The following is a 24,403-nucleotide window of genomic DNA, read 5'->3' as shown; positions in this document are numbered from 1 at the left end:
AATCCGTCGAATTTTCAAGCGGAACAGCGCCGACAGGCGCTGCGGGTGGGGATTTTGCTCTGAGGGTGCCGAACCGGACCGCCTATTACGCGGTCCGGAACCGCCGCAGGCCGCGTGAGCGGCCGAACAGCGGCGTCCGCTTATGTTTTCACATAGAGAATAGAATTAGAGGGGGATTCAGTCTGCTTATCGGACTCACGTTTCATGAAGGTCTTTGCCATGTTCACAAGCGCTTTCCCGAGCGGACTATCGCCAACATCGAGCTGCGTCCGCTCATCGAGGGGCAGGACCTTCCTGTAAGCGCCGATTGCCTCGCTCCATGCCTGCTGATCCTGTCCGTGATCCGCAGGCGGGGGAGGGGCCTTACCGAACCGGCCAAGAAACTGCCGCGCCTTTTCCGGCAGGGACAGGCGATAGGCATTGCTCGCCTGCTGCACCTGGGGGCCGCGCCCCTCGTTCCCGGTCGGCTCATAGCGGCGTAGCCAGTCGATGAAGCCATGCGCCCGCAGGTTCTTCAGCGCTCGCACGATCGTATCGCGTGAGCGGCCCAGGCGATCCATGATCGTGGTGATTGACGGCTCCAGGCGGCCGGTGCGGAAGTCGATCAGATTGACGAACAGCCGCAGCACGTCCAGCGCCACCGATCCGAGCGGACCGCTGCGCTCGCCCTTCTCCTGCAAACCGGCCTCGTTGTAGATTTCGGCCGCCTTCAAGATCGCCTGCACGTCCTTGCGTGTCGTCGGCCGCCATATCCGGCCCTCCGATCGCCCTTGAAATGGCTGCGCCGGCGAACCGGCGTCGGGCATCGGGCGGCCGGGGGCGGGAAGACCAGGCCAAGCACGGTCTGTCCCGATCCCTGCCACGCGGCGCGGCGCTCATGGGCAAGCGTGGAAAGCTGGCCGGCGTCTTCCTCGGAGAGCTGGCCGACGCTGTAATGCGTCCACACCTCCCGCATGATGTCATCAAGCGCGTGTTTATGCGCACAGCCGATCGCGGCCGCGAATTGCGTCCTCAACATTGTCCTTCGTCCTTCCATTTGGAGGACATGACGGCGTTGGACGGCGGACACAGCTTCCCCCCGCTTTCGCAAGAATCAATCTTGCGAATTGGAGGGCTATAGCGTAGATAAGGGGAGAGTTAGCGGACCCCTGACCTACGGTGTGTCTGACGGCCTATAAAACGCTCGACCGCGCCAACGGTCGGGCGTTTTGCCGTTATGCCCCTTGCTGCTTCTCGAAATAAAACCTCAAGGCTTCCTCGATGATCGGCGCGCGGGATTGCGCGCCCTTTTTGCTGCTTGGCCCGGTCCAACTGTGCAACCAGTTCGCCCGGCAGGTCGGCCCACACGCGCGCCATGCCAGCAGCTTCACGCCGCGCACGCATGGCGGCGACACGTTCACGGGCTGGAATGGCTGTAGGGCTACGACTCATACAGTAAGTGGTAACGCCGAAATTGCTGATTCTGCAAGCTCTTGAATCCGGGCCGCTAAAACCAGGGGTTGGTCGGCCGCTGACTAACAGCGGGCAAACATGATTTCTTGCAAGCATGTAATCATGCTTCCTCAGCCGTCACGGTATCAAGCGCCCGGTAGAGGGTCGCACGATGCACGCCTAGAAGCCGGGCAACCGCCGCGACGGGTTTCTTGTCATCGTGGATGAGCTGGCGAGCGTGCGCGATCTGCTCGGCCGACAGGGAAGGGGAGGGACCGAACCGCACGCCTCGGGCCTTCGCCGCGATCCGGCCGGCGCTCGTGCGCTCCACGATCAAGGACCGCTCGAACTCGGCCATACCGGCGAAGACGGTCAGCACCATGCGCCCGGCCGGCGTCGTCGTGTCGGCCCACGGCTCTGCCAGCGAGCGCAGGTCAGCGCCGGCCTCGTTGATCCGCTCCGCGATCGCCAGAAGGTCGGCCGTCGATCGGGCAAGGCGGTCAAGTCTGGTGATCGTCACCACATCGCCGGCGCGCAGATGGTCGAGCATCCGCGCCAGCTCCGGCCGGTCGCGCTTCGCCCCGGATGCTTTTTCCTCGAAAATACGGATGCAGCCGACCGCGCCGAGGGTGGCGCGCTGCTGGTCCAGGTCCTGGCCGCGCGTCGAGACGCGAGCATAGCCGATGAGCACCCGGCCGGCGTCGGAATCTGGCTGGTGGCTCACGGCTTCTCCTGTCGCAAATCATGTCGCAGGTGTTTTACCACTTGCGACCAAAACTTGCGACAGAAATTCCCTGCAAATTCAAAGGCGGGCCGATGTGCTGCACGGATTAGAGTTTTGCGACTAATCTGGCATCTCGCACCCGTTTCGCACAAGGCATCAAAAAGACCGACATCGGAATTAATTAATTGCTTGCATAATTATTTTCATCCGATAATTTGCCATAAAACAAATTCATGTGGGAACGGAAATTATGATGAAGCTCTGCACATCTCTATGCGGCTAAAGAATAATTCTGGCCTGTAAAGTAAAAATACAATCCCTAGTTCGTCATAGTGAAATGTACCTATGATGATATTGCATATTTGTGCATAAATACAATCGAGGAATACCATGAAAATTGGCATCATAGGTGGAGGCATTGGCGGCACCGCTGCAGCCTACGCTCTTTTGCGAAAGGGTTTCGATGTCGAGATCTTTGAGCAGGCTCTTGCATTCGGAGAGGTGGGTGCCGGCGTACAGATGACGCCGAACGCGGTGAAGGCGATCACGGGGCTTGGTCTTTTCGATACCTTTCTGCGCTCTGCTTTTTTCCCCAAGGCCGTGGTCGGCCGCAACTGGCAAACGGCACGTGAGAATTTCCGCATCGATTTGGGTGAGGAGTTCCGTGCACATTACGATGCGCCATTCATCCATGTCCATCGTGCTGATTTGCTCGATCTTTTTTGTCGTCGGCTTGCCGACCGGGATCTGCCACTTTGGCAAGAGATGTACCGGCGTAAAAATGACTGCTAACGGTGCACGCGCGGATTTCGATGATGGCACCAATTTTTCGGCAGATATTATCATCGGGGCGGATGGCGTGCGGTCAGCGGTTCGCGGCTCGGTATTCGGCGAGGTGGACCTTCGCTGGACCGGTCACCAATGCTATCGCGCACTAGTGCCAACCGGTGGTGTGGTCGATTACGTCAACCCAGACAGTACCTTCTGGATGGGTCCGAATGCCCATGTCGTGACCTACTATGTCAAAGGTGGTGCAGCGGTGAATATCGTTGCGGTGACGGAAGCCAGTGAATGGGTAGCCGAGAGCTGGAGCACCCGCGCATCACGTGACGAAATGCTAAAGGATTTCTCGGGCTGGCACGAGAGCTTACAGACTCTATTTTCTAATGTGCACGAAGTCTTCAACTGGGGTCTGTTTGACCGCGATCCGATGAAGACGTGGATCAAAGGCAACGTAACCCTGCTTGGTGATGCGTGTCACCCGATGCTGCCCTTCCTGTCCCAGGGCGCGGCCATGGCCATCGAAGATGCCTATGTTCTAGCTGAGGCACTCGACCTGCGGCGCAACGATCCGACCGCCGCGCTCGCCGCCTATGAGGCCGAGCGCCTTCCTCGAACCTCACGGGTGCAGCTCGAAGCGCGCGAACGTGGTCGAACTTACCACCTGCCATCCGAGGAGGAAATGGCCGCACGTGACGCGGAATATGCTCGTCGGGCGAAGGAAGACCCACGCACAACGGGTATCAATACTGATTGGGTCTATGACTACGATCCCAGAAAGTTTTCAGAGCGCATGGCTTCAAGCCTGTGAAGGCGCCTGCGGCTGGGTTCCCACAGCAATCAATAATAAAGACAAACAAACTCCAGAGAGGTTCCATGTCATTCATGCTCACTAGACGGCTTACCCTTGCCGCCATGCTCACCTGCCTCGGCCTGCCCGCCTTGGCGCAGGAAATGAAAGACAAGGTCCGCATCGGCTATGCTATATCAAAGACGGGCGTATTCGCTGGCGGGGCGGCCGCAAGCGCCACCCCTGTCTACGAAATGTGGGTGGAAGAGATCAATAAGTCCGGCGGCCTCAAGATCGGTGAGAAACGGTTACCAATCGAAGTCGTGGAGTATGACGACCGCTCGAGTCCCGAAGAGGCCGTACGCGCTGTCGAACGCTTGATCTCCCAGGACAAGGTCGATCTAATTCTGGCCCCGTGGGGAACCGGTCTGAATCTAGCCGTCGCTCCTATCCTTTCGAAGGCCGGATATCCGCATCTGGCGTTTAATACGTTAACTGAGCGGGCAGACAATCTCATAGCGCGGTGGCCCGGCATTTTCTTCTTCGAGGGCACGAGCGCGATCATTGCCAAAAGTGGCTCTGACATGCTGGCTAGCCTGCGAGATGAGGGCAAGATTGGCAACAAGGTTGCGCTCACCGGAATTGCCGACGCTCTGGGCGTCGAACTCTCGTCAAATTATCGCGAAGCGCTGACGGAGCATGGCTTCGAGATTGTTTACGATGCGTCTTATCCACTTGCGACTCAAGACTTCACCCCGATGCTGAGTGAGATCGCTTCGAAAACGCCCGATGTTTTCATTGGGAATACCTATCCAGAAGATTCAATAACGATGACCGATCAGGCGCGCATTATCGGCTTCAACCCGGCTGTATACCTTTTAGGTGTCGGCCCCGCGTTGCCAGTCTTCGGCGAGAAATTCGCAAAGAATACCGAGGGGGTCATGGCACTGGGTGGTGCCAATATCGACAATCCGGAGATTCAGGATTTCTTTAAGCGTCACATGGAGTCCGCGGGCTATCCGGCCGACCGCTTCGCTAGCCAGCTGGTCTACGCCGGCCTTCAGGCACTACAACAGGCGATCGAAACGAGGGCTACATTGGATCACGAGACCATCATTGCTGAACTCAAGTCGGGCAACTTCAAGACAGTTCTCGGCGAGATCAGCCTAAAGTCCCAAGAACTCGAAAGATTTTTCCACATCGGGCAGTGGCAAAACGGAGATTTCTACGGCCTTTATCCATCCACACTCGAGGGTGCCCGCACGGCAATCGTGCCTAAGCCAGCTTGGAAATAGTGAACCACAAGGTGATGGGCTCAACCCATCACCCTTCCAATGAATTGGCAAATGTAGATGTTCCTAGATCTTCTTATAAGCGGGCTCACCCTCGGGGGGCTCTATGCCCTTGTAGCCATGGGATTGACCCTGCAGTACGGGTGGCACGCATAATGAATCTCGCCTATGGCGAGTTTTTGATAGCAGCCTCCTTCCTCGCATGGCTGTTTACGGCGAAATTTGGCATCAACCCGATCACCAGCCTCATTGTGATCATTCCTTTGAGCTTCACGTTCAGCTGGCTTGTATATCGCGTTCTGATGGTTCCCTTGGTTCGGCGCAGCAAAGCTGGCGCCGCACTCGAGAAGGACAGTATTCTTGCAACTTTCGGCCTTATGTTCATCTTGCAGGGTATCCTGCTCGTGACATTCGGTGGTAACTACACAAGCTACTCATTCTTATCTGTGCCAGTGCAGATCCTAGGCACACATGTGGCAGCGAATCGGCTGCTGGTCTTCATTTCTGCCTTACTGATTGTCGGCAGCGCCTACCTCCTCATGAAGAAAACACGCTTTGGCGTGGCGGTGCAGGCAATAGCATCCGAGCCCGCTTCTGCTGTGCTTGTCGGAATAAACGTCGCCCTAGTCTCTGCGCTCGCCTTCTCGACAGGAGGAGCGCTGGTGTCAGCCTCAGGTGTGTTGATCAGCATGTTCCTGCCCTTCTCGGCGACGATGGGCGTGCTTTTCACCATGAAGGCTTTGGTCGTGGTGATCATGGGAGGCGTCGGAAATATGAAAGGCTGCCTCGTCGCTGGCATGCTTCTGGGTTTCGTTGAAGCCATCGTTGCTCGTCTAGTTGATCCGGGACTGACGATCGTCTCGAACTACGCGCTGTTTCTCCTTGTCTTAATCTTCCTGCCCAAGGGGCTTTATGGGAGAGCTTCCCAATGAGCATGTCGACCATAGTCAAAGCATTCATCGGCCTGGCGGCATTGATCGTTCTTATGACCATGCCGCTGGTTCTTACATCCGACTACCATCTTCAATTGGCATCACTCTTCTCCAATTCGCAATTATGGCAACGGCTTGGGCGATGTTTTCAGGCCCAACGCGATATATATCGCTCGCAACCGGGAGCTTCTTCGGCATCGGCGCATACACGACTGCAGTCCTCGCTGATTACCTGCCATGGCCCGCGATCCTTGTAGTCGCCCTCGTAATCGGCCTCGTCTGCGCCGCGCTCGTAGGGCTTTCGACACTACGCCTATCTGGCGTCTACTTCGTGATTTTCTCGTTCGGCTTGTCCGAACTGATCCGTCAGTTGGTAAGTTGGTACGAGGTGAACGTCACGCGCACCAGCGCGCGGTACATCTTTCTCGATATCACCTCAGCCCAGATTTATTGGCAGCTGGCAGCGCTTCTGGCCATTCTCTTTTTGGTCGGAATTTGGATCAAGCACAGTCGGCTGGGTACGGCGCTTCGCATGATCGGCGAAGATGAAATCGTAGCAAAGCATATTGGCATAAACACGACGCGGGTTAAGGTAATGCTCTTTGCCATCAGCTCCTCTTTCATTACGTTGACCGGTGCGATCATCGCCCCGCGCTGGACCTATCTGGACCCCGGTATCGCGTTCAACGCCAACATTTCGTTCCAGGTGCTTATCATGGCGCTCCTCGGCGGCGTCAGCTCCCTATTCGGACCGATTCTCGGTGTAGTGCCGCTGGTTTTAGTCATCGAGTATCTGTCAGCAAACTTCCCGAACCACTTCTCAATTTTAGTCGGCGCGATCTTCATGATCGTCGTTTATTTCATCCCTGATGGGATTGTTGGACTGCTTTCACATGGGCGCCAGCGGACATCGGCAAGCAATACACATACCGATGTGAGCGCAAAACTGGAGGCTCAGCCATGAACCCTGTACTCGAAGTAACCAATCTTCGAAAAGCTTTTGGCGGGAATGTAGCGGTTAACGGGATTTCATTTTCCCTGACGCCAGGAGAGATCGTTGGGCTTTTGGGACCAAACGGATCAGGGAAGACCACCGTCATCAACGTGATTTCGGGTAGTCTGAAAGCCAATGGCGGATCTGTTTGGCTCGACGGGCGAGAAATTACTGGCTTTCAGCCCCATCGCATCGCCGCACTCGGAGTGACCCGTACATTTCAGCTCGTAAGGGTGGCGCACGGTATGAGCGCCCTTGATAATCTGACCTCCGCGATGGCATTCACCGGCGCACGTCTGACGGGAGAGCCGGCGCGCAGCAAAGCAATAGCAATTTTGGAACGGATCGGTCTTTCAAACTGCTCAGGGCTACGTGCCGGCGACATGACGTATATCGACCAAAAGCGTTTGGAGCTTGCTCGCGCACTAGCCTTGGAACCGAAAGTGCTGCTGCTGGATGAATGGCTCGCCGGCCTGAACCCCACTGAGCTTCAAGAAGGGATATCCTTGATCCAAACATTGCGGGAGTCGGGCATCGCCATTCTGATGGTAGAACATGTGATGGTAGCCATCCGGGCCCTGTGTAATCGTTCCATAGTCCTAGCCACTGGAAAGCTCATCGCGGACGGCCCCACCGAACAGGTGCTCGCCAATGCAGATGTGAAACGCGCCTATCTCGGCGAAACCGAAGATGAGGCCATCGATGCTTGAGATCACAAATCTTTCGCTGAACTACGGTAAGCATCTGGCGCTTGATAGTGTTTCGCTCACCGTCGCGAAAGGAGAATGCGTCGTCATTCTCGGGCGAATGGAGCGGGAAAAAGCTCGCTTCTTAAAGCTGTTGGCGGCCTTGTACCGTGGCCTATGGCGGCCGTGCGCCGTATGAACGGCCAAAATATTTCAAAACTCGCCCCGCACCTTCTGGTGGATACCGGGATCGGGCTCGTGCCGGAAGGACGAGGCAACTTCGCCGAATTAACAGTTCGCGAAAATCTCCTGCTGGGCGCGTATCCCAAGCGTGGTCGCGCGCGCGAAAAGGAGATGCTCGATCTGGTGCTATCGTTGTTTCCACGCATAGAGGAACGGCTTTCGCAACAGGTGCGCACCATGAGTGGTGGTGAACAGCAGATGGTCGCCATTGGCCGAGTGCTGATGTCGGCGCCTGACATTCTTCTGCTGGACGAGCCATCTCTGGGACTTTCTCCGCTCATGACGAAGGAACTTTTTCGCGCTCTTGTTCAGGTTAGAGACCGGGACCGGCATTCTTCTTGTAGAACAGAATGCCTTGCGCAGTCTAGAAATCAGCGATCGAGGTTTTCTACTCGAAACTGGACGGGTCGTTGGCGCGGGAACTGCAGAGGAACTGCGCAATGATCCGAATGTCAGCCGTGCTTATCTTGGCGCATGATCCCACCGTGAAAACGAGGTAATTATGAAAATCAATCGCGGAAACCTGCTGCCGGAGCAGTTGTGGGAGGCAGATACTTGGACCAACGGACTGCCAAGCTCCAGTTCGCCCATCAAGGTCCATGAACCCGCAACCGGGGAGGTTCTCGCGCGGATCGCGCAGGCAGGACCATCGGACGTGATTAGGGCCGTCGAGGCTGCCGCTGCCGTGCAAAGCACTTGGGCCAGGACCTCTGCCATAGAGCGAGCGGCAGTCATGCGCCGTGCCGCCGATATCCTGTCAGCCAACGCTGCCGAATACGCTGAATGGCTCGTGCGCGAATCCGGCTCCGCTTCGGCGAAAGTACGCATAGAGCTTGCTGCGGGTGCTGCCTTCTTGCAGAAGGCGGCTTCGACTGTGCTTGACCCTCAAGGATACGTGTTTCCACAGATACCAGGCCGCACCAGCATAGGCCGGCGGGTACCTCATGGCGTAATCGGTATCATCTCGCCCTTCAACTTCCCCCTGATCCTGTCGATCCGCTCACTGGCGCCGGCACTCGCAGTAGGTAATGCAGTGCTTCTTAAGCCTGATCCACGGACACCCTTTAGTGGTGGCGTACTTTTGGCCCGGATTCTCGAAATGGCTGGATTGCCAGAAAAGCTTTTACAAATCCTGCCCGGTGGTGGTGATGTCGGTCAGGCGATGTGCGAGGCAGAGGGCATATCGATGATCTCTTTCACTGGCTCTACATCAGCTGGTCGCAAGGTGGGAGAGGTCTGTGGCCGTATGCTCAAAAAAGCACAGTTGGAACTTGGCGGGAAGAACCCTCTGATGATCCTAGAGGACGCGGATCTCGATCTTGCCGTAGAAAGCGCGATCTGGGGAAGCTACTTGCATCAAGGCCAAATCTGCATGGCGACTGGCAAGATTCTTGTAGCAGCTCCCCTAGTGAAGCACTTTACCGAGAAATTTGTCGAAAAAGCCGGGACCTTAAAATGGGGGGATCCAACCGACTCGGGCGTGGCGATCGGTCCGCTGATCGACGCGAGCCAGCGCGACCGCGTGCATGGCATCGTGCAGCGCTCGGTACAGGAAGGAGCCGAGCTTTTGTTGGGCGGTGAATTTGAGGGGCTTTTTTATAAGCCTACAGTCCTCGCCAATGTTCGCCCCGACATGGCCGCATATAGAGAGGAAGTCTTTGGTCCCGTGGCTTCGATAATTCCTTTCTCCACCGAAGAGGAAGCACTGCGGCTGGCCTGCGACACCGAGTATGGGCTCTCGGCCGGCATCATCAGCCGTGACATCGGTCGGGCCATGAGGTTGGGCGAGGAGCTTGAAGTCGGCATGCTGCATATCAACGATCAGACCGTTGCCGATGAACCATTCATCACCTTTGGTGGCCGGAAGGCATCAGGTAACGGGCAGACGATCGGCGGTCCCGTCAATCTCGACGCCTATTGCGAGTGGCAGTGGCTCACGATCCGAGAGCACCCCCATCCCCACAAGTTCTAGGAAAAAGGTCCGAAAGTCTCTTTCGGAAACAGGCGTTTCTGCGATCGGGTATCGTTGCACCGTCCCGGGCAGACCTTCCGGACCAGATAAGTCGCGCCCACCATTCTAGTCGCGCGCAGGTATCAGTAAACCATGCAATGGAGAAAGAATGATGCTTACAGGAAAGACGATTGTAGTGACCGGCGTGTCTTCCGGTATCGGTGCCGAAACGGCTCGTACCATAAAAAGGCAAGGGGGAACGGTCATCGGGGTCGATCGAAATCCCGCGGGGGAAGCTGTCGATAGTTTCTTCCAAGCCGACTTGTCGAGCCGAGATTCAATCGACGCACTTGTTGCCAGTTTGCCGCACGGAATCGACGGGCTCGCCAATATTGCCGGCGTTCCGCCGACCGCCCCCCCCGAGGTGGTGGTCGCTGTGAATGTGGTCGGCCTCAAGTACCTGACGGAAAAGCTCGTTTCCAAGATGAGCGAAAATGGAGCGATCGTCAGTATTGCGTCCCTTGCCGGCGTTGGCTGGGCGGATTCGGTTCCGCAGATTCGAGCAGCCGAGGGCCTCGAATTCGACCAAATTCCCGACTTCTGCCGCGAGCATGATATCGATGAACAGCGCAGCTATTTCTTCTCAAAGGAAGCAGTGATCGTATGGACCTTGCAGAACCGCTGGACCTGGCGCGACCGCGGAATCCGTATCAATGCAGTGAGCCCAGGGCCGGTTGAGACACCCATTCTTGCCGATTTTGTGAAGACACTGGGTGCACGCGTAGAAGAAGACATGCGAGTTATGGATCGGCCAGGCCGGCCGTCAGACATAGCACCGGTCGTCGCGTTCCTTCTTAGCGATGGTTCGAGGTGGATCAGAGGTGTGAACATTCCGGCCGATGGTGGGATGAATTCATATATCCTGTCCCACAAGCACAACCTCTGACGTGAGAGGATAGCAGGCAGTTGCAAAGAGATCCGTATTCTCATAAATGCGGAGACATGGTTATAAACGCAACTGCCTGCGACCAAAGAGCGAGTCTTCATATCGAAGCATCCCTGCATGATTTTTCCAAGAAGGAGATCATCTTCGACCTTTCCGCGCTGAGGAATTTTCCATGAAAAAAAGCAGATCAAAAATGATCGAAGAAGGCCCTGCTCTAACAAATAAAGGTAGGAAAAGGCCTGGGCGTCCAGAAGGATTCACAACTTCTCGTGAAGATATACTTGACGCCGCAGAGATAGTATTTTCCGAACTTGGATTCTCAGGAACTACACTTAGGAAGGTCGCCGACAAAATTGGGGTTACAAATGCTCTGATTGGATACTACTTCAAAAACAAAGAGAATCTTTTCCGTGAGGTGTTCCTAAGGAAAGGAACGGAGATAGCGACCGCACGAGCGGAAGGTTTGAAACGGCTGAAAGCAGACAATCACGTCCCGAGCGTTGCGAATCTTGTACGTTCCTTTCTTGAGCCTTCGATCAGGCTTCGGGAAAGCGCACAGGGTAGAGCGTTCCTTAGACTGCATTCTAGGCTTCACATGGAGCCGGAAGCACTGGCTTTCGAATTGCGTAGCCAAGTGTATGATACGACAACCCGAGCATACGCAGAAGCATTTCTTGCAGCCCTTCCTCATCTTGATGCAGAAAGTGTCTACATGAGAATGTCACTAATGATTGGTTCCTATCTCTACACCTTCTCCGACACTAATCGACTGGACGAACTTGTCCCTCAGAAAACCAAAAGAAAGAACATCAATCTCGATATAGAAGAGATTGTGGCCTACGTGTCAGCAGGTATGCATGCATCAAAATGAGTATACCGGAAAGAGCATGAATTTTATGAGGATACCCAGGGCCGTCACGCTTTCACAATGCTTTCATGCTAGAGCCTTCAACCAGGCAACATTGTCGAGCGCGCCCTCAGGCCCAGACAATTACGAGAAGGAACAGCCTTAATCGCCGGCAGCGACGGCGAGGGCAGGACCTGGGCTACAATCGCCACGCTCCTTCAGACAGCGAAGATGAACAACGTGGATCCGCAGGCTTGGCTTACAAAGCCCTGAGCGCATCGCTACCGGCTGGCCCAGCAGCGAGATCAACGCACTCATGCCCTGAAACTACACAGCCTGAACGACCTCACCTTGCCGCCTAATTACTCATTCTAATAATATTTGCGTCTTGCGGCTTCTTTCGGCTGCTGCCAGAACCGGGACTAAGATTCACAAAAGGGCTTCTCATGAGCGTTCCCAGGAGCGAGACCCGCCGTAAGCCTGGCCGCCCCAAGGATGGCGAGGACATGCGTGACGTGATTCTCGATCAGGCGGAGATTGCCTTCGCGGAGGCAGGTTTCGCGGGGGCGAAGCTGCGCGACATCGCTGGAGCGGCAGGGTCAACCAGGCTCTTATACGCTATTATTTTGGCACCAAGGAATGCCTTTCGATGAGGTTTTCGCCGACGTGGCGGGCTGATCTCGGGAGCCCGGCACGTGCAGCTCGATCAGCTTCTTGCGCGTGGAGAACATCTTCAAGCTCCTGAAATAATTATGGCTTACCTGCGTCCGCAATGGGATATGAAGCATAGCGGCCCGAATGGCGCGGCGTTCGTGAAACTGCAGGCGCGGCTGCATGCGGAGCCGGAGGAGCACGCCCTGCGTTTGCGCCGAGAGGTCTACGACGCCTCGATCAAACGCTATATCCAGGCGCTGTCGGAGGCGTTGCCGGATATTCCCCGACCGATGCTCAGCCTGCGTATGGCATTTCTCGTCGGCACCTATCTTTTCATGCTCAACGATCTGGGCCGCCTCAATGATCTCACCGATGGGCAGATCGGCGAAATTGATCGAGAGTCCATGTTGCGCGAGCTTGTCATCTTTCTCGCTGCAGGGCTTGCCGCTCCAATCTCCTGAAGGGGTGTTCCGGCTTTTGCGCGGCCGATAAAAATTATTCGGGCTTGTAATTATACAGAATTGTAATTTATCCTTGGGTCAGCTTTCCAACTTGAGGTCAAATTCCATGAGACATTTCCGCGTAGGTCAGATCGTTCCAAGTTCGAACGTGACGATGGAGACCGAAATCCCCGCGCTTTTACGGGCGCGTGAAAGCGCGGGCGACGAGCGCTTCACCTTTCATTCCTCCCGCATGCGGATGAAGCATGTGACCAAGGAGGAGCTGGCGGCGATGGATGCCGATAGCGACCGCTGCGCCCTGGAACTGAGCGATGCGCGTGTGGATGTGATGGGCTATGCCTGCCTCGTCGCCATCATGTCGATGGGGCATGGATATCACTGTGTCTCCGGACCACGTCTGCATCAGGTATCGGTCGACAACGGCGCACCTGCGCCTGTGGTGACGTCTGCCGGTGCGCTTATCGAGGGGTTGCGGGCCATGGGCGCAAAGCGCGTGGCGGTGGTCGCCCCCTATATGAAGCCGCTCACCGAAATGGTGGTGGACTACATCCGCAATGAGGGCATCGAGGTCAGCGATTGGCGAGCCTTGGAGATTTCCGACAATCTCGCTGTTGCCGCGCACGATCCGATGAACCTGCCGGACATCGTTTCGGGCATGAAGACTGACGATGTGGATGCGGTGGTACTGTCTGCCTGCGTGCAGATGCCCTCTCTTCCAGCCGTGCCGATGGTCGAAGCACGAACGGGAAAGCCCGTCGTCACCGCCGCCATCGCCACCACATGGCAGATGCTGCGCGCGCTTGGGATCGAGACTAGGGTTCCGGGCGGCGGCACGCTGCTTTCCGGCGCATATTGAAGGGACTCAGATGGCACGCGGCTACAATGTTCATGCCAATGGCATCCGCCAGCATCTGCTTCACTATCCGGGGAAGGGGCCAGCCATGCTGCTCATTCCCGGTATCACCTCGCCCGCAATTACCTGGGGGTTTGTGGCCGAGCGGCTTTCAGAGCATTTCGACATACATGTGCTCGACGTGCGCGGACGCGGCCTGAGCGAGGCCGGCGATCTCGATTATACGCTCGATGCCATGGCGGAAGATGCGATTGCCCTGGCCGAAGGTATGGAGAAGCCCATCCTTCTTGGCCATTCCATGGGCGCTCGAATTGCGATCCGTGCCGCCGCCCGCAATCCCGGTCCGATTGGCGGCCTCGTTCTCGTCGATCCGCCCATGTCGGGACCGAACAGGCGGCCTTATCCCGCGAACTGGGCCTGGTATGGAGATTCGATCCGGCTTGCCCAGAAGGGCTGCGGCATTGAGGAGATGCGGGTCTTTTGCCCGACCTGGACAGACGAGCAGGTGGCGCTGCGCGCCGAATGGCTGCACACCTGCCAATGGGGCGCTATTCGCATTGCCTTCGATGGCTTTGCCACGGATGACATTCACGCCGACATGCGGAAGATCCAGTTGCCGGCGCGGCTGGTGATTGCCGGCGGCGCCACGGTGATTCTGCCCGAGGATGTGGCGGAACTCCGTGAGCTAATGCCTCATCTCGAAACGCGCCGCGTGGACGGCGCCGGCCATATGATCCCCTGGGATGACCTGGAGGGTTTTCTTGCAGCCGTCATGGACTTCCGAGCCGACTAAACGACAGACCAAAATAGGAGCGATCCGATGGATCACGCGAGTTTCACTGAAATCTGCCTGCATCAGCTCAAGATGTCCGGTGTTCACGAGGGCGAGAAGCTCGTCGTGCTGACACAGGGCAACGACCGCCTCGATTATGCCGACGCCTTCATGGCGGCGGGTCAAAGGCTCGGAGCGAGAATGTATCACATGCGCCTGCCGCCTCCCCTGCCAACCGGAGGCTGGAATGTCGGCGTAACTGGCCTTGCAGGGCTGCCGGATGCCGTCGAGGCCTTGAAGAACTGCGACATGCTGATCGACTGCGTGTTCCTTTTGTTCTCGCCGGAGCAGTTCGCGATCCAGGCTGCCGGAACGCGTATTCTCACGGCAGTGGAACCGCCCGAGCTTCTTGCTCGGATGCTGCCTTATCCCGAGCTACGCGAGAAGGTGGAGATCGCCGCCGAGATGCTGGAAAAGGCCAAGGTGATGCGGATCACCTCGCCGCATGGCACGGATGTCACCTATAAGCTCAACACCTATCCCACAATGGCGGAATATGCCTGCAACGACACACCTGGGCGCTGGGATCACTGGCCGTCCGGCTTTGTCTTCACCGGTGGGGACGACGATGGCGTTGACGGGCAGATCGTCGTTGCACCGGGGGATATCCTGCTGCCGCAGAATATCTATGTGCGCGAGCCAATCATCTACACCATCGAGAAGGGCTGGATCAGCGATATCCGGGGTGGGCTCGATACGGAACTGGTGAAGTCGTATATGGCAGACTTCAACGACGAGCGCGGCAAGGGCATGAGCCATGTCGGTTGGGGCATGAACCCGCAGGCCAAGTGGCATCGCATGGTTCCGGGAGAGTTTCCCGGCGGAATGGGCATGGAACCCCGCAGCTTCTACGGGAATGTGATGTTCTCGACCGGTCCCAACAATGAGCTGGGAGGCCCGAACGATACGGCCTGCCACCTCGACATTCCGATGCGGGGCTGCTCGCTTTTTCTAGATGACGTACCGGTGGTGATTGACGGTGATATCGTCGTCAAGGAAATCCAGATGAAGCGAAATTGATTTTCAGGATGGCGGCTCTTTCGGGGCCGCCGTTTTTTTCAAGGGGAAAAAGAATGACGCAAGACATGCTCTATGCGGCAGCGGGCTTTGGCCAAGCCGTTCCACGTGGGCGAAGACCGGCTGTCCTAGTGGTGGACTTTACCTATGGCTTCACGGATACGGCCTATCCCACCGCAGCGGACATGACGGCAGAGATCACCCAGACCCGGCGCATCACCGATGCCGCACGCGCTGCCGGATTTCCGGTCGTCTACACCACGATTGCTTATCACTCCGGCGAGATCGACAAGCTGCCCTGGCTCAGAAAGGCTGCGGGAATGGCCGCTCTTATCGAGGGGTCGCGGCTGGTCGAGATCGATGCGGCGACCGGTTCCGATCCTGCGGACGCGGTGATTGTCAAGAAGGGGGCTTCCGCCTTTTTCGGAACCGGCCTTGCGGCAATGCTGACGGGGCCGGGGGTGGACACGCTCATCGTCACCGGCGCGACCACTTCGGGCTGTGTGCGCGCAAGTGTCGTCGATGCAGTGCAATCAGGCTTCAACGTGCTCGTTCCGCGCGATTGCTGTGCCGATCGCGCTGCAGCGCCTCACGAGGCAAATCTCTACGACATGCATCAAAAGTATGCGGACGTGACCGATGCCGCGGATGTGCTGCAATGGTTAGGCGGGCTTACTGGCAAAGCCGAGGCCCAGGGAGGTAGATCATGAGTTATTTTCCGCGCTGGCCGATGGCCCGAACCGAGACAGTCCTGCCCGAGCAGCGCCTACCATGGGCGGCGACCATTCCGATGGGCATACAGCATCTTGTGGCCATGTCGGGTTCGACGATCCTCGGGCCGTTGCTGATGGGGTTCGATCCCAATCTGGCGATCCTGTTTTCGGGCATCGGCACGTTGATCTTCTTCATCTGCACGGCGGGGCGGGTGCCCAGTTATCTTGGATCGTCCTTCTCCTTCATTGCCGTGGTGATCGCCGTGACGGGATACGCGGGGACAGGTCCCAACCCGGATATCGGGCCGGCCCTTGGCGGCATCATCGCAGCCGGAGCGCTTTATGCCCTGATCGGCGTGGTGGTGATGGTTACCGGAACCGGCTGGATCGAGCGGCTGATGCCGCCGGCCGTCACGGGTGCCATCGGTGCTGCCATAGGGCTCAATCTTGCGCCCGTGGCGGTGCAGGGAACGCAGGGCACGGGGCCTCATGTGATCGTGGCACTGCTGACGCTCTTCTCCGTCGCGATGATTTCCACCTTCGGCCCGTTGGCGCTGAGGCGTGTGTCGATCCTGGTCGGCATCGTGATCGGCTATGTGGCGGTTCTGGTAATGGGTAACGGCATGGGGCTACTGCCGCCGGTCGATCTTTCGGAGCTTTCGCAGGCGCCGTGGTTGGGCGTGCCTGCATTCCGCAGTCCCGAGTTCGCTCCCGAAGCGATGGTCCTGATCGCACCGGTGGCGTTTATCCTGATCGCGGAGAACCTCGGCCACATCAAGGCTATCGGCGCAATGACTGGGCAGAATATGGACCGCTTTATCGGCAGAGGCTTTCTTGGCGACGGCATTGCCACGATGGTTTCGGGGTCGGGCGGCGGAACGGGCGTGACGACCTATGTAGAGAACATGGGCGTGATGGCGGTGACGCGGGTCTTCTCCACCCTGGTCTTCGTAGTCGCTGCGCTCGTGGCGATCGGGCTTGGATTCTCGCCGAAGTTCGGGGCGTTGCTGCGCACCATTCCCGCACCGGTCCTGGGCGGCTTGGCCGTGGCCGTTTTCGGCCTTATCGCTGCGGCAATGATCAGACTCTGGGTCGATAACCGTGTCGATTTCTCGGAACCGCGCAACCTGTTTACCGTTGGCATCACCCTAGTCTTTGGGTCGGGAAATTTTACGCTCAATATCGGTAGTTTCGCGCTCGGCGGTATCGGAACGGCCACTTTCGCGGCGCTCATCGCCTATCAGCTACTGAGCATCCGACATCGAAGCGAAGCACAATGCAAGCCTATCCTCCATTGACGGGCATAATTTTTCAATGGCCCTTCGTGGGCCGTTCTTCTATCTGCTATCGGTCGGCGGGGCTGCTTGCAGATTGCGGAGTGCTTGGCGAGACAGCGGTCGTTCCCCACACCGATGGTGTGAACGGAGCCGGGGACTGGCCCGCTACAAACGTCGAGGAGACATGACCATTATGCGGGGATCAACGTGTCATTGGAATACTCGAGACATTTGCATTGTCTAAGCAAGCGGCAAGACGATTCGCGAAGCCGAGGTCACAAATTGGCCGGAAGCAATGATTGGCTGGTTTGCCTCGCTCGGTCTTTGGCTGGCGTAGATCGGACCCGAAGCGGGGGTCCGCTATCGAGGCGCTCGACCATCTCGTTTAACGTGATGTCCTTGCGTTTCTCGATCATCCCGATGATGAAGTCTGCATATCCGTCGAGGCGCGAGCCGCGCCGTCGCCCTTGGGGTCGCGGTGTCAGTTCGCCGATCTTCGCCCGTGCGATCCAGCGGATCGCGCTCGATACTCCAACGCCAAATCGAGATGCCGCCTGCCGGCCGATGCCCCTTCACCCGCAGCTTTCAAGACACGCAACCGCAAATCTTCGCCGAGTGCTCTGGCAATAACCAACCTCCGTCAAAGCGGATGTTGAAGCAAAAATCGGCCAGCGCGTCACATCACAATCGATTCATCGATACCCGGACGTGCTCTAGCCGCGCATCCGCACGCCCCAAATGCGAGAACGTCACAACGTAGTCAATGCAGGGCGTCAGCGAACAGGGCGCCAAGGCACAACATCGGATCGGCCGGCAGGAACTGAACGAGGATGGCAACGAGGATCGGCAAGGGGAACCTGTAGGAAGGTGACGAAGCATCAAAGCAAGCGCCTGATTTACGGCGCTTTCCAGCGCGGTCATTCCCGGAACAAACAAGGCGATTATTGCGGCCAGCACGTCCGTGCCGAAATAGATTTGACCTGCTCCGTCTGAAGAGATTCTTGATGATGATTTAGGCTTTCCAATCCTTCCTTTAGTTTTGCTGCCTGACGGGTGCTTTCACGATAATGGTGCATCGCTGATCCACGTCGGCCATGCGCGCGGCCTCGGCGCATTGGCCGATCGCCTCGGCATTGCCTCGCACGAGCTGCGAGGAATCGGCCACGCTGCGCCAGCTTCGAGGATCGGCCACCCGCATCATGGTGACGCCAGCGTTCCATCGGTCCTGACCTATGACGAGCGCCGCAACATGGCTGTCGGCCGAGAAGGGCAGGAAGCGCGGCAACAGCAAAATCAGGAATATGCCGACGAACAGCCCGATAAGGCCGGCCATCCACATGCGGAAATCCTGACTTTTCCGGTCGTAGGCGCTTTTCGTGTAGGCGCCGAGGTTCCGGCCGGCGCGCTCGAGGTCGGCCGCCTGGCGCTCGAGCTGCTGCACGGCGGTCCTCACCAGGCCCTCGCCGCTACGCTCGAGCGCGGCCGCATAATGCTGCGCACCCTGCCGGAGAATGGGCGACTGCTCGACGCCGTGCAGGCGCTCCGCAACATGGGCGAGTTGCTGCACGATCTGAGCCAGCTCCGGCTTGTAATCCTGCGCCGGCCCCTGCCGGTCAAATTCCTCAAAGGCGGCTTCCACACCCTTGCGTATGGTGGTCATCTCCCGCGTGAGGTCGCCGGCAAGACCTTCCACGGTCTGCCGTAGCGCGTCGAAGGCGGCGGCCGGATCGCCGGCGTCCTCGTCCAGTGCTTCGGGCAATCCTTCCCTGTCGTCGTCCAGCTCCGCCATGCTCTCTCCTGCCTACATTTCGATGCCATGGCCCCGGCTGAGGCGCTGGCCGCGTGTCATTTCCTCTTGCAGCGCGCGGGCAACGGTCTGCTCCCGGTGAAGTTCATGCCCGATTCCAAGCTCCCGACTGCGATTGCGCAGGATGGACTCTACCTGCGGGTCACGCTCTAGGCTCTTGGTCAGGCCATCCATCTGGCCTTCGACCTTGCCGCGCGCCTCGTCGTGCTGCCAGCCGCGAAGCTGCTGATGCTGGCCCTGTAGCTCCTGCCAGCGGTTCACGAACCGCTCGGCCCTGACATTAGGGTCTTGCAGCGCGGCGTTTTCGCGCTTCATCCCCTCAATGACATGGGCGACACGGTCCCGGCCGGAAAGCTCGGTCATGGCGCGCGCCGTCTGCGGGTCGTTTTGCAGGGTCGAGCGCATCAGCTCGTTCATACCGTCGCGCACCTGGTCGAGCTGCTGCCCGGCCCCGCGCATTTCCTGCCGCTGCATGTCGAGGACCGGCAGGCCCTCGCGCCGGTGCTGGTCAACCGACTGATAGGCCCGCACATAACGGTCAACGGCCGCCTCAAGCGGCGACTGCCGCCGCGCCCGCTCGGCAAGCCGATCTTGCGCCGGCGCCGGCCGCAAGCTCCCTTCCCTTTCCGGCCGCTCGCTACGCTCCTGAGGGGGGCGAAGAACGCGCATTGAGCTTGAGGCCGGCGAACATGCCGCCCCGCTGTTTTTCGGCCTGCTGCGGCCCGTCCTCGCCGGCGCGGCCCTGCTCGGGCTGCTCGGCGGCCACGCCGCGCCCAAGTTTCAGACCCTCGAACGGATTGCGGTGCTGCTGCCGATCGGCGGCGAGATCCTCGCGAGGATCCGCATGAAGATCCTGCGCGAGATCTGCACCAAGTTTTTTGCGAGGATCTCGGCGCGCGGTCCTCAATGCGCTCCCGTTCGGCAGGGTGTTCGGCCGTCGAGTCCCTGTCCTGACGCAGCTCGGCCCGCTCCTGGGAAAGCTGCTCGCGCGGAATCTCCATCTCGCTGCGGATGGCCATTTGCTCCGCTATCCCGCGCCGCTCGGCAAAGTCGCGGGTATAATCGAGCGTCGTTTCCTTCACGCCCGACCGGGATAGGCGGCGCTCTAGCTGGCTATAGGCCAGCTCGCCGGCGTCCTGAGCCTTCCATGTATTGCGGTGCGTCTCGGTGCCATCCGGCAAGGTGACGGGCATGGAACCCATATGCTGAAGGCCGATCTTCTCCCCGATCTCTGGCGCCTGCTTCGCAGCCTTCATGGCGCGCTCAAGATCGACGCCCCATAGGGTGCGGCGCTCGCCCTTGTCATTTTCCAGCGTCACGAAATAGCTCTGGCTGTTGCCTTCCTTGTGCTCGAACGGCGCGGCCCCATGCTCGACCAGCCGGCCGGCATTGGTGAACTCGTCCTGCGCCACATAAAGCTGCACCCCGTCACGATGCCGGGTCATGGCAACATAGGTTAGATGCCGGTCCATCGTTCCTGACGCCATCACATAGGCCCGATCGACCGTTGCGCCCTGATTTTTGTGAATCGTCGTTGCATAGCCGTGGTCGATCGCCTGATAATCGCCCATCGGGACGCTGACGCTATCGCCGCCCCGGCCGTCGAGCTGCACGACGATCATGGGGCCGGCACCCGGTCGGCCGGCCTCGACATGCTCGACGGTGCCTAGCATCCCGTTTTTCACGCCAAGGTCGCGGCTGTTTTCCAAGAATACGATGCGGTCGCCCGGTGCGAACTCCCGCTTTCCGTCATTGGTCTGGAAGGTCAGCGCGCCGGCGTCTTCCCCGCGCGCCAGCTCGCCCCGGTCCTGTAGCTCCGTCCGGATCGCGTCATTGATGGCCCGAACATCGGCCCGGCGATGCGCCATCGCAACCCGGGTGCCGTCCGGACGCTCGTCGCGGTCGGCAAGGTAATCGCGCACGATCTGGCCGCGCGCGTCCTCGCCCGTCTCGGCAAAGCTGATATTGCCATGATCCCGATAGACCGCCAGCCCCTCGGCCGTCCGGTGCGTGGCGAAGTCAACCGACGCCTCCCGCTGCCAGTCCACGCGCTGCCGGCGTATCTCGGAAAGCTCGGCATGGCCGATTTCCTCCGTGATCGCCCGGAACGGTGCGCCGGCCCCGATCGCCTGTAGCTGCTCATGGTCGCCTACAAGGACGATCTTCGCCCCGCGCGCCTCGGCCTCACCAACGAAGCGGGCGAGCTGGCGGCTCCCGACCATGCCGGCCTCGTCGATCACGAACACGTCGCCGCGGCCAAGCGGATGCCGGTCGTTGTCCCAACCGCGGGACCACGACGCGAGGGTGCGGCTCTGGATGCCGGAACTTTCCTCCAAGCCCTCGGCCGCCTTCCCCGACAAGGCCGCGCCGTGGACCTGATAGCCCTCGGCCTCCCACGCCTCGCGCGCCGCCGCGAGCATGGTGGACTTGCCAGCGCCGGCATAACCGACAACAGCGGAAATCCGCTCCGGCCCGGTGATATGCTCGATCGCCCGGCGCTGCTCGTCGGACAGCCGGGCGGAAGCATCGCCGGCGCTGCGCTGAATGGCGGCGTCCTGCCGCTCTATGGCTTGGCTGACATGCCGGCGATCGACGCCATGACCATACGCGCCGTGCATCCGCTGCGCGCTCTCGATCATGCCGGATTCGATCTCGACCATTTCGCGGGTCGAATAGCGGGCAAGCTCGATCTCGCCCGTTGCATGGTCCCCCACTACGTGGGCGCGCTCGGGCTGCAACTCCACCAGCGCCGGCGAGGCCATCACCTTCGCAAAGGCGTTTCTAAACTCCTGCGGGTCGTCGTTGATGTAGCGATGCAGCGCCCGCGCAACGTCGCGCCGGTCGAACACGCTCTTTTCGCCGGTGATGATCGTAAGAACCTGTTCCGGCTTCTCGCGGATCAGCTCGGCATTGCGCCGGGCCGCATCCTCGTCCAGCCGCGACCGCGACACGTCGAGGCCGCGCCGCTCCATCTGCGAGGCATGGACACCCATATGCTCGGTCGGCGCGATCTCTAGCCCGCGCTCCATGTGCGAACGATGGTCGATGCGAATATCAAGACCGGCCATCGCCAGCCGCTCGTTGGCGATCCCCTCCCACCGCTGGCGAATGTCGCGAAGCTGCATGTCGGTCGTCGGCAGGTCGTGCGCCAACAGCCATTTGTTTTCGCGCTCAAGATAGGTCTTGTCGCCTAGACCGTCCTCCGTCACCTGCCGCGTCGTCATCATCACATGGGCGTGGTGATTGCGAACGTCGCTGGCGTCGTGCGGCGAATGGATCGCGAAATCCAACGCTGCGCCATATCGGTTCGCCAACTCTTGCGCGAACTCCCGCGTTGCCTCTAAGCGCTCTTCGGCCGAAAGCTCATGCGGCAAGGCGATTTCAAACTCGCGGGCAACGCGGGCGTCTTTCCGCTTCTCGGCAAACTCGGCGGCGTTCCACAAGGTCGAACGATCCCGCGCCCAATCGACGTTAACGCCCATGGTGCCGGCATCCGGCTCGGGCAAGACGATCTCCGCATGTTCCACGCCCTGCTTGGCCGTGTAGTCATGCGTGATCCCGTCGCGCTCGTTGGTCAGCTTCCCCGGCACGATAAGCCATAGAGGCGACGGCGCTACGGCCGCTCGCCCGCGAAACTGGCTTCATGCTCAAATGGTAGATCGCCAACGCCGATCGCTCCGTTACCGTTTCACTTTCTCCGCCAGCCCCAAGCCGGTGGCGCGCTGAGTTGCGTGGCAACTCGTGCGCCCTTCTCAACTCAATCGCTTCCTCTTCGCCCGTTCGGTGTGGCGCTTGCGGCTATGCCGATGCTATGAACTGAGGCCGCGATTGTGCTGCAAATCCGTCGAATTTTCAAGCGGAACAGGCAACCACTGGAAAATCTGAACTGGCCTGATAGTCTTGGTAAGCAACCGGAAAGGGAGATTTGAGACATGGCGCGAAAATCCATTGAAGAACGGCTAGCTCAACTGGATGCGCAAAGGGCCACGCTCAAGGCCAGGTTGTCGAAACAGGAACGCGCCAACGATACACGCCGCAAGGTGTTGCTCGGCGCGCTCGTCCTGCATCGGCTGGAAGGCGGACCCGATCAGTTTTCGCGCGACTTGGGCGACTGGCTTCGCCGCGAGCTGCCCGGCTTCCTGACGCGCGATGGCGACAAGGAACTCTTTGCCGATCTGCTCGGCAAGGCGGCCGATGCGCAAACGGCAGGGAGCGCCGGGGAGGCCGGTTCATGAATCAGGCGACACTTGCATGGGCCGCGTTCAAGAACATGCTGCGCGGCCGCCCGCGATCCGGTATGGGCGTTGATTAGCGTCATTCTCTCGCCGCTCCGGGGCGGGCGCTATCTGCTGCAAGTCGGCGCGTTCATTTTGGCCCCTGAACATTAAAGGGGCACAGATATACGGTAGAGGTTCACATCGTGAACCTGACCTTTTCCCGCCGAGCGTCATTTCGCATATTGGGCTAGTCGGCCCGAACGTGGGATTTTGGCCAACTTGGGTTCGTTTGCGGGAGGGGGGCGAAATCCTACGTTAGCGGCTATGGTTGACCGTACATTGATTGTGATACGGGTTTAGAAACACAATTCTCGAAAACAAGACGGGTTGCCATATCTGTATCGCAAACCTTCGTTTGTGAAACAACCCGCTATTAGCTTGGGCCAACAATACGGGAACCTTCAAGTGGACGATCCCCGATTTGTACGATGCCGTAGGTCACGACTGCGGATAGCGCAACGAATGCGAGCAATGAAAGCAAAAGGCGCGATAGCGGTCTATAGCCTTTTGATACTGCATAAATGATTGCGCCGACCACAGCGGCCAGAAGGTACAAATGTACCATAAACAACTTCCATTCTATCGCAGGTTAAGACCCTTTCGGCAGGTTGGTTAGCATTAAGCTCCCCATTGACCACTAACGTAGGATTTCGCCCTCTCCCGCAAACGCCCCCGTGTTCGTGATCCTGAGCGAACATAAGGAGCTGGAACCCCATGCCGATCTACGCCGGGAACTGCTCAAGCGCAGCATACAGGCGGCGGCCGATGATCCCCGGCCGGGTATTTCGGGTGAGGAAATGAAAGCACGGTTGCGGGAGAAGTTCAAAACCCCCCTGCCCGAGCCGGCCAGATGGGAAAAGCGGTCCCGGCGCTGACGCACCGGGGCTTTGTCACTG

At 58.8% G+C, this 24,403-nt stretch carries 24 protein-coding genes and 4 pseudogenes; 20 read left to right on the top strand and 8 right to left on the bottom strand.

The features are described 5' to 3' along the window. Positions 1–140 precede the first annotated feature (140 nt). From C9380_RS23665 to C9380_RS23655, 3 genes are all read right to left on the bottom strand, one after another. On the bottom strand, positions 141–806 hold the full coding sequence (locus tag C9380_RS23665; RefSeq protein ID WP_252869866.1) for a helix-turn-helix domain-containing protein: 666 nt from the start codon (positions 804–806) through the stop codon (positions 141–143). A gap of 331 nt (positions 807–1,137) precedes the next feature. Then, positions 1,138–1,431 carry a hypothetical protein gene (locus C9380_RS27915; RefSeq protein ID WP_252869865.1) on the bottom strand — a complete coding sequence of 98 codons (294 nt, stop codon included), beginning with the start codon at positions 1,429–1,431 and terminating at the stop codon, positions 1,138–1,140. A gap of 121 nt (positions 1,432–1,552) precedes the next feature. Then, complete coding sequence (locus C9380_RS23655; protein ID WP_425598734.1) at positions 1,553–2,155, bottom strand: recombinase family protein; 603 nt, start codon at positions 2,153–2,155, stop codon at positions 1,553–1,555. A gap of 390 nt (positions 2,156–2,545) precedes the next feature. Here C9380_RS23655 and C9380_RS27910 point away from each other — a divergent pair, with 390 nt between their 5' ends. The 18 genes and pseudogenes from C9380_RS27910 (at position 2,546) to C9380_RS23575 (ending at position 17,444) form a co-directional block, all read left to right on the top strand. Beyond that, complete coding sequence (locus C9380_RS27910) at positions 2,546–2,947, top strand: NAD(P)-binding protein (protein WP_252869864.1); 402 nt, start codon at positions 2,546–2,548, stop codon at positions 2,945–2,947. Beyond that, the gene (locus C9380_RS23650; RefSeq protein ID WP_252869863.1) at positions 2,937–3,746 is read left to right on the top strand and encodes an FAD-dependent monooxygenase; all 810 of its coding nucleotides are present in this window, start codon (positions 2,937–2,939) and stop codon (positions 3,744–3,746) included. Before C9380_RS27910 ends, C9380_RS23650 begins: the two co-directional genes overlap by 11 nt. Positions 3,747–3,811: 65 nt before the next feature. Further along, positions 3,812–5,020: an amino acid ABC transporter substrate-binding protein gene (locus C9380_RS23645; RefSeq protein WP_247877707.1), complete on the top strand. Its 1,209-nt coding sequence runs from the start codon at positions 3,812–3,814 to the stop codon at positions 5,018–5,020. 140 nt (positions 5,021–5,160) lie between these two features. Continuing rightward, a complete protein-coding gene (locus C9380_RS23640; RefSeq protein ID WP_353954661.1) occupies positions 5,161–5,949 on the top strand; it encodes a branched-chain amino acid ABC transporter permease in 789 nt (262 codons plus the stop codon). Continuing rightward, positions 5,930–6,913, top strand: coding sequence for a branched-chain amino acid ABC transporter permease (locus C9380_RS23635; RefSeq protein ID WP_128094878.1), 984 nt, complete (start codon positions 5,930–5,932; stop codon positions 6,911–6,913). The genes C9380_RS23640 and C9380_RS23635 overlap by 20 nt, the downstream gene beginning before the upstream one ends. Beyond that, positions 6,910–7,653 (top strand): ABC transporter ATP-binding protein, encoded by a 744-nt coding sequence (locus C9380_RS23630; RefSeq protein ID WP_097143494.1) that lies wholly within the window; start codon positions 6,910–6,912, stop codon positions 7,651–7,653. Before C9380_RS23635 ends, C9380_RS23630 begins: the two co-directional genes overlap by 4 nt. Next, a pseudogene (locus tag C9380_RS23625) lies at positions 7,646–8,350 on the top strand (ABC transporter ATP-binding protein). Before C9380_RS23630 ends, C9380_RS23625 begins: the two are co-directional and overlap by 8 nt. Positions 8,351–8,374: 24 nt before the next feature. Next, the gene (locus C9380_RS23620) at positions 8,375–9,844 is read left to right on the top strand and encodes a benzaldehyde dehydrogenase (protein WP_097143492.1); all 1,470 of its coding nucleotides are present in this window, start codon (positions 8,375–8,377) and stop codon (positions 9,842–9,844) included. Between the two features lie 148 nt (positions 9,845–9,992). Beyond that, complete coding sequence (locus C9380_RS23615; protein ID WP_210249804.1) at positions 9,993–10,769, top strand: coniferyl-alcohol dehydrogenase; 777 nt, start codon at positions 9,993–9,995, stop codon at positions 10,767–10,769. Between the two features lie 172 nt (positions 10,770–10,941). Continuing rightward, entirely contained in the window at positions 10,942–11,640 is a 699-nt protein-coding gene (locus C9380_RS23610) for a TetR/AcrR family transcriptional regulator (protein ID WP_252869862.1), read from the top strand. Between the two features lie 87 nt (positions 11,641–11,727). After that, positions 11,728–11,941 (top strand): annotated as a pseudogene (locus tag C9380_RS23605) (transposase domain-containing protein); the annotation flags it as partial. A 181-nt stretch (positions 11,942–12,122) separates the two neighbouring features. Beyond that, positions 12,123–12,269 carry a hypothetical protein gene (locus C9380_RS27905; protein ID WP_252869861.1) on the top strand — a complete coding sequence of 49 codons (147 nt, stop codon included), beginning with the start codon at positions 12,123–12,125 and terminating at the stop codon, positions 12,267–12,269. A 42-nt stretch (positions 12,270–12,311) separates the two neighbouring features. Beyond that, positions 12,312–12,731, top strand: a complete 420-nt coding sequence (locus C9380_RS27900; protein WP_252869860.1) for a hypothetical protein — start codon at positions 12,312–12,314, stop codon at positions 12,729–12,731. A 106-nt stretch (positions 12,732–12,837) separates the two neighbouring features. Next, positions 12,838–13,587, top strand: a complete 750-nt coding sequence (locus C9380_RS23595) for a maleate cis-trans isomerase family protein (protein ID WP_445433069.1) — start codon at positions 12,838–12,840, stop codon at positions 13,585–13,587. Between the two features lie 10 nt (positions 13,588–13,597). Next, positions 13,598–14,377: an alpha/beta fold hydrolase gene (locus C9380_RS23590; protein ID WP_128094876.1), complete on the top strand. Its 780-nt coding sequence runs from the start codon at positions 13,598–13,600 to the stop codon at positions 14,375–14,377. 27 nt (positions 14,378–14,404) lie between these two features. After that, positions 14,405–15,436: a 2,5-dihydroxypyridine 5,6-dioxygenase NicX family protein gene (locus C9380_RS23585; protein WP_128094875.1), complete on the top strand. Its 1,032-nt coding sequence runs from the start codon at positions 14,405–14,407 to the stop codon at positions 15,434–15,436. 53 nt (positions 15,437–15,489) lie between these two features. Next, positions 15,490–16,143 (top strand): isochorismatase family protein, encoded by a 654-nt coding sequence (locus C9380_RS23580; RefSeq protein WP_128094874.1) that lies wholly within the window; start codon positions 15,490–15,492, stop codon positions 16,141–16,143. Continuing rightward, on the top strand, positions 16,140–17,444 hold the full coding sequence (locus C9380_RS23575) for a solute carrier family 23 protein (RefSeq protein ID WP_128094873.1): 1,305 nt from the start codon (positions 16,140–16,142) through the stop codon (positions 17,442–17,444). Before C9380_RS23580 ends, C9380_RS23575 begins: the two co-directional genes overlap by 4 nt. Before the next feature lie 344 nt (positions 17,445–17,788). Here C9380_RS23575 and C9380_RS27215 read toward each other — a convergent pair. The 4 genes and pseudogenes from C9380_RS27215 to traA all read right to left on the bottom strand — a co-directional run. Then, a pseudogene (locus C9380_RS27215) lies at positions 17,789–18,051 on the bottom strand (helix-turn-helix domain-containing protein); the annotation flags it as partial. A 405-nt stretch (positions 18,052–18,456) separates the two neighbouring features. Beyond that, positions 18,457–19,212, bottom strand: coding sequence for a DUF6118 family protein (locus tag C9380_RS23560; RefSeq protein ID WP_128094872.1), 756 nt, complete (start codon positions 19,210–19,212; stop codon positions 18,457–18,459). A gap of 12 nt (positions 19,213–19,224) precedes the next feature. Further along, positions 19,225–19,647: a TraA gene (locus C9380_RS27210; protein WP_252869859.1), complete on the bottom strand. Its 423-nt coding sequence runs from the start codon at positions 19,645–19,647 to the stop codon at positions 19,225–19,227. 610 nt (positions 19,648–20,257) lie between these two features. Further along, positions 20,258–22,896, bottom strand: a pseudogene (traA, locus tag C9380_RS23555) (Ti-type conjugative transfer relaxase TraA); the annotation flags it as partial. A gap of 266 nt (positions 22,897–23,162) precedes the next feature. Here traA and C9380_RS23550 point away from each other — a divergent pair. Next, positions 23,163–23,465: a mobilization protein gene (locus C9380_RS23550; RefSeq protein ID WP_128094871.1), complete on the top strand. Its 303-nt coding sequence runs from the start codon at positions 23,163–23,165 to the stop codon at positions 23,463–23,465. A 415-nt stretch (positions 23,466–23,880) separates the two neighbouring features. Here the strand turns inward: C9380_RS23550 and C9380_RS23545 are convergent, their stop codons facing one another. Beyond that, on the bottom strand, positions 23,881–24,072 hold the full coding sequence (locus tag C9380_RS23545; protein ID WP_128094870.1) for a hypothetical protein: 192 nt from the start codon (positions 24,070–24,072) through the stop codon (positions 23,881–23,883). 109 nt (positions 24,073–24,181) lie between these two features. On the opposite strand from C9380_RS23545, the gene C9380_RS23540 reads away from it, so the two are divergent. Beyond that, entirely contained in the window at positions 24,182–24,382 is a 201-nt protein-coding gene (locus C9380_RS23540) for a hypothetical protein (RefSeq protein ID WP_247877708.1), read from the top strand. Positions 24,383–24,403: the final 21 nt, after the last annotated feature.

The organism is Brucella pituitosa, from assembly GCF_003049685.1.
Taxonomy (GTDB): Bacteria; Pseudomonadota; Alphaproteobacteria; order Rhizobiales; family Rhizobiaceae; genus Brucella; species Brucella pituitosa.
This window is presented reverse-complemented; position numbering and strand designations above follow the sequence as displayed.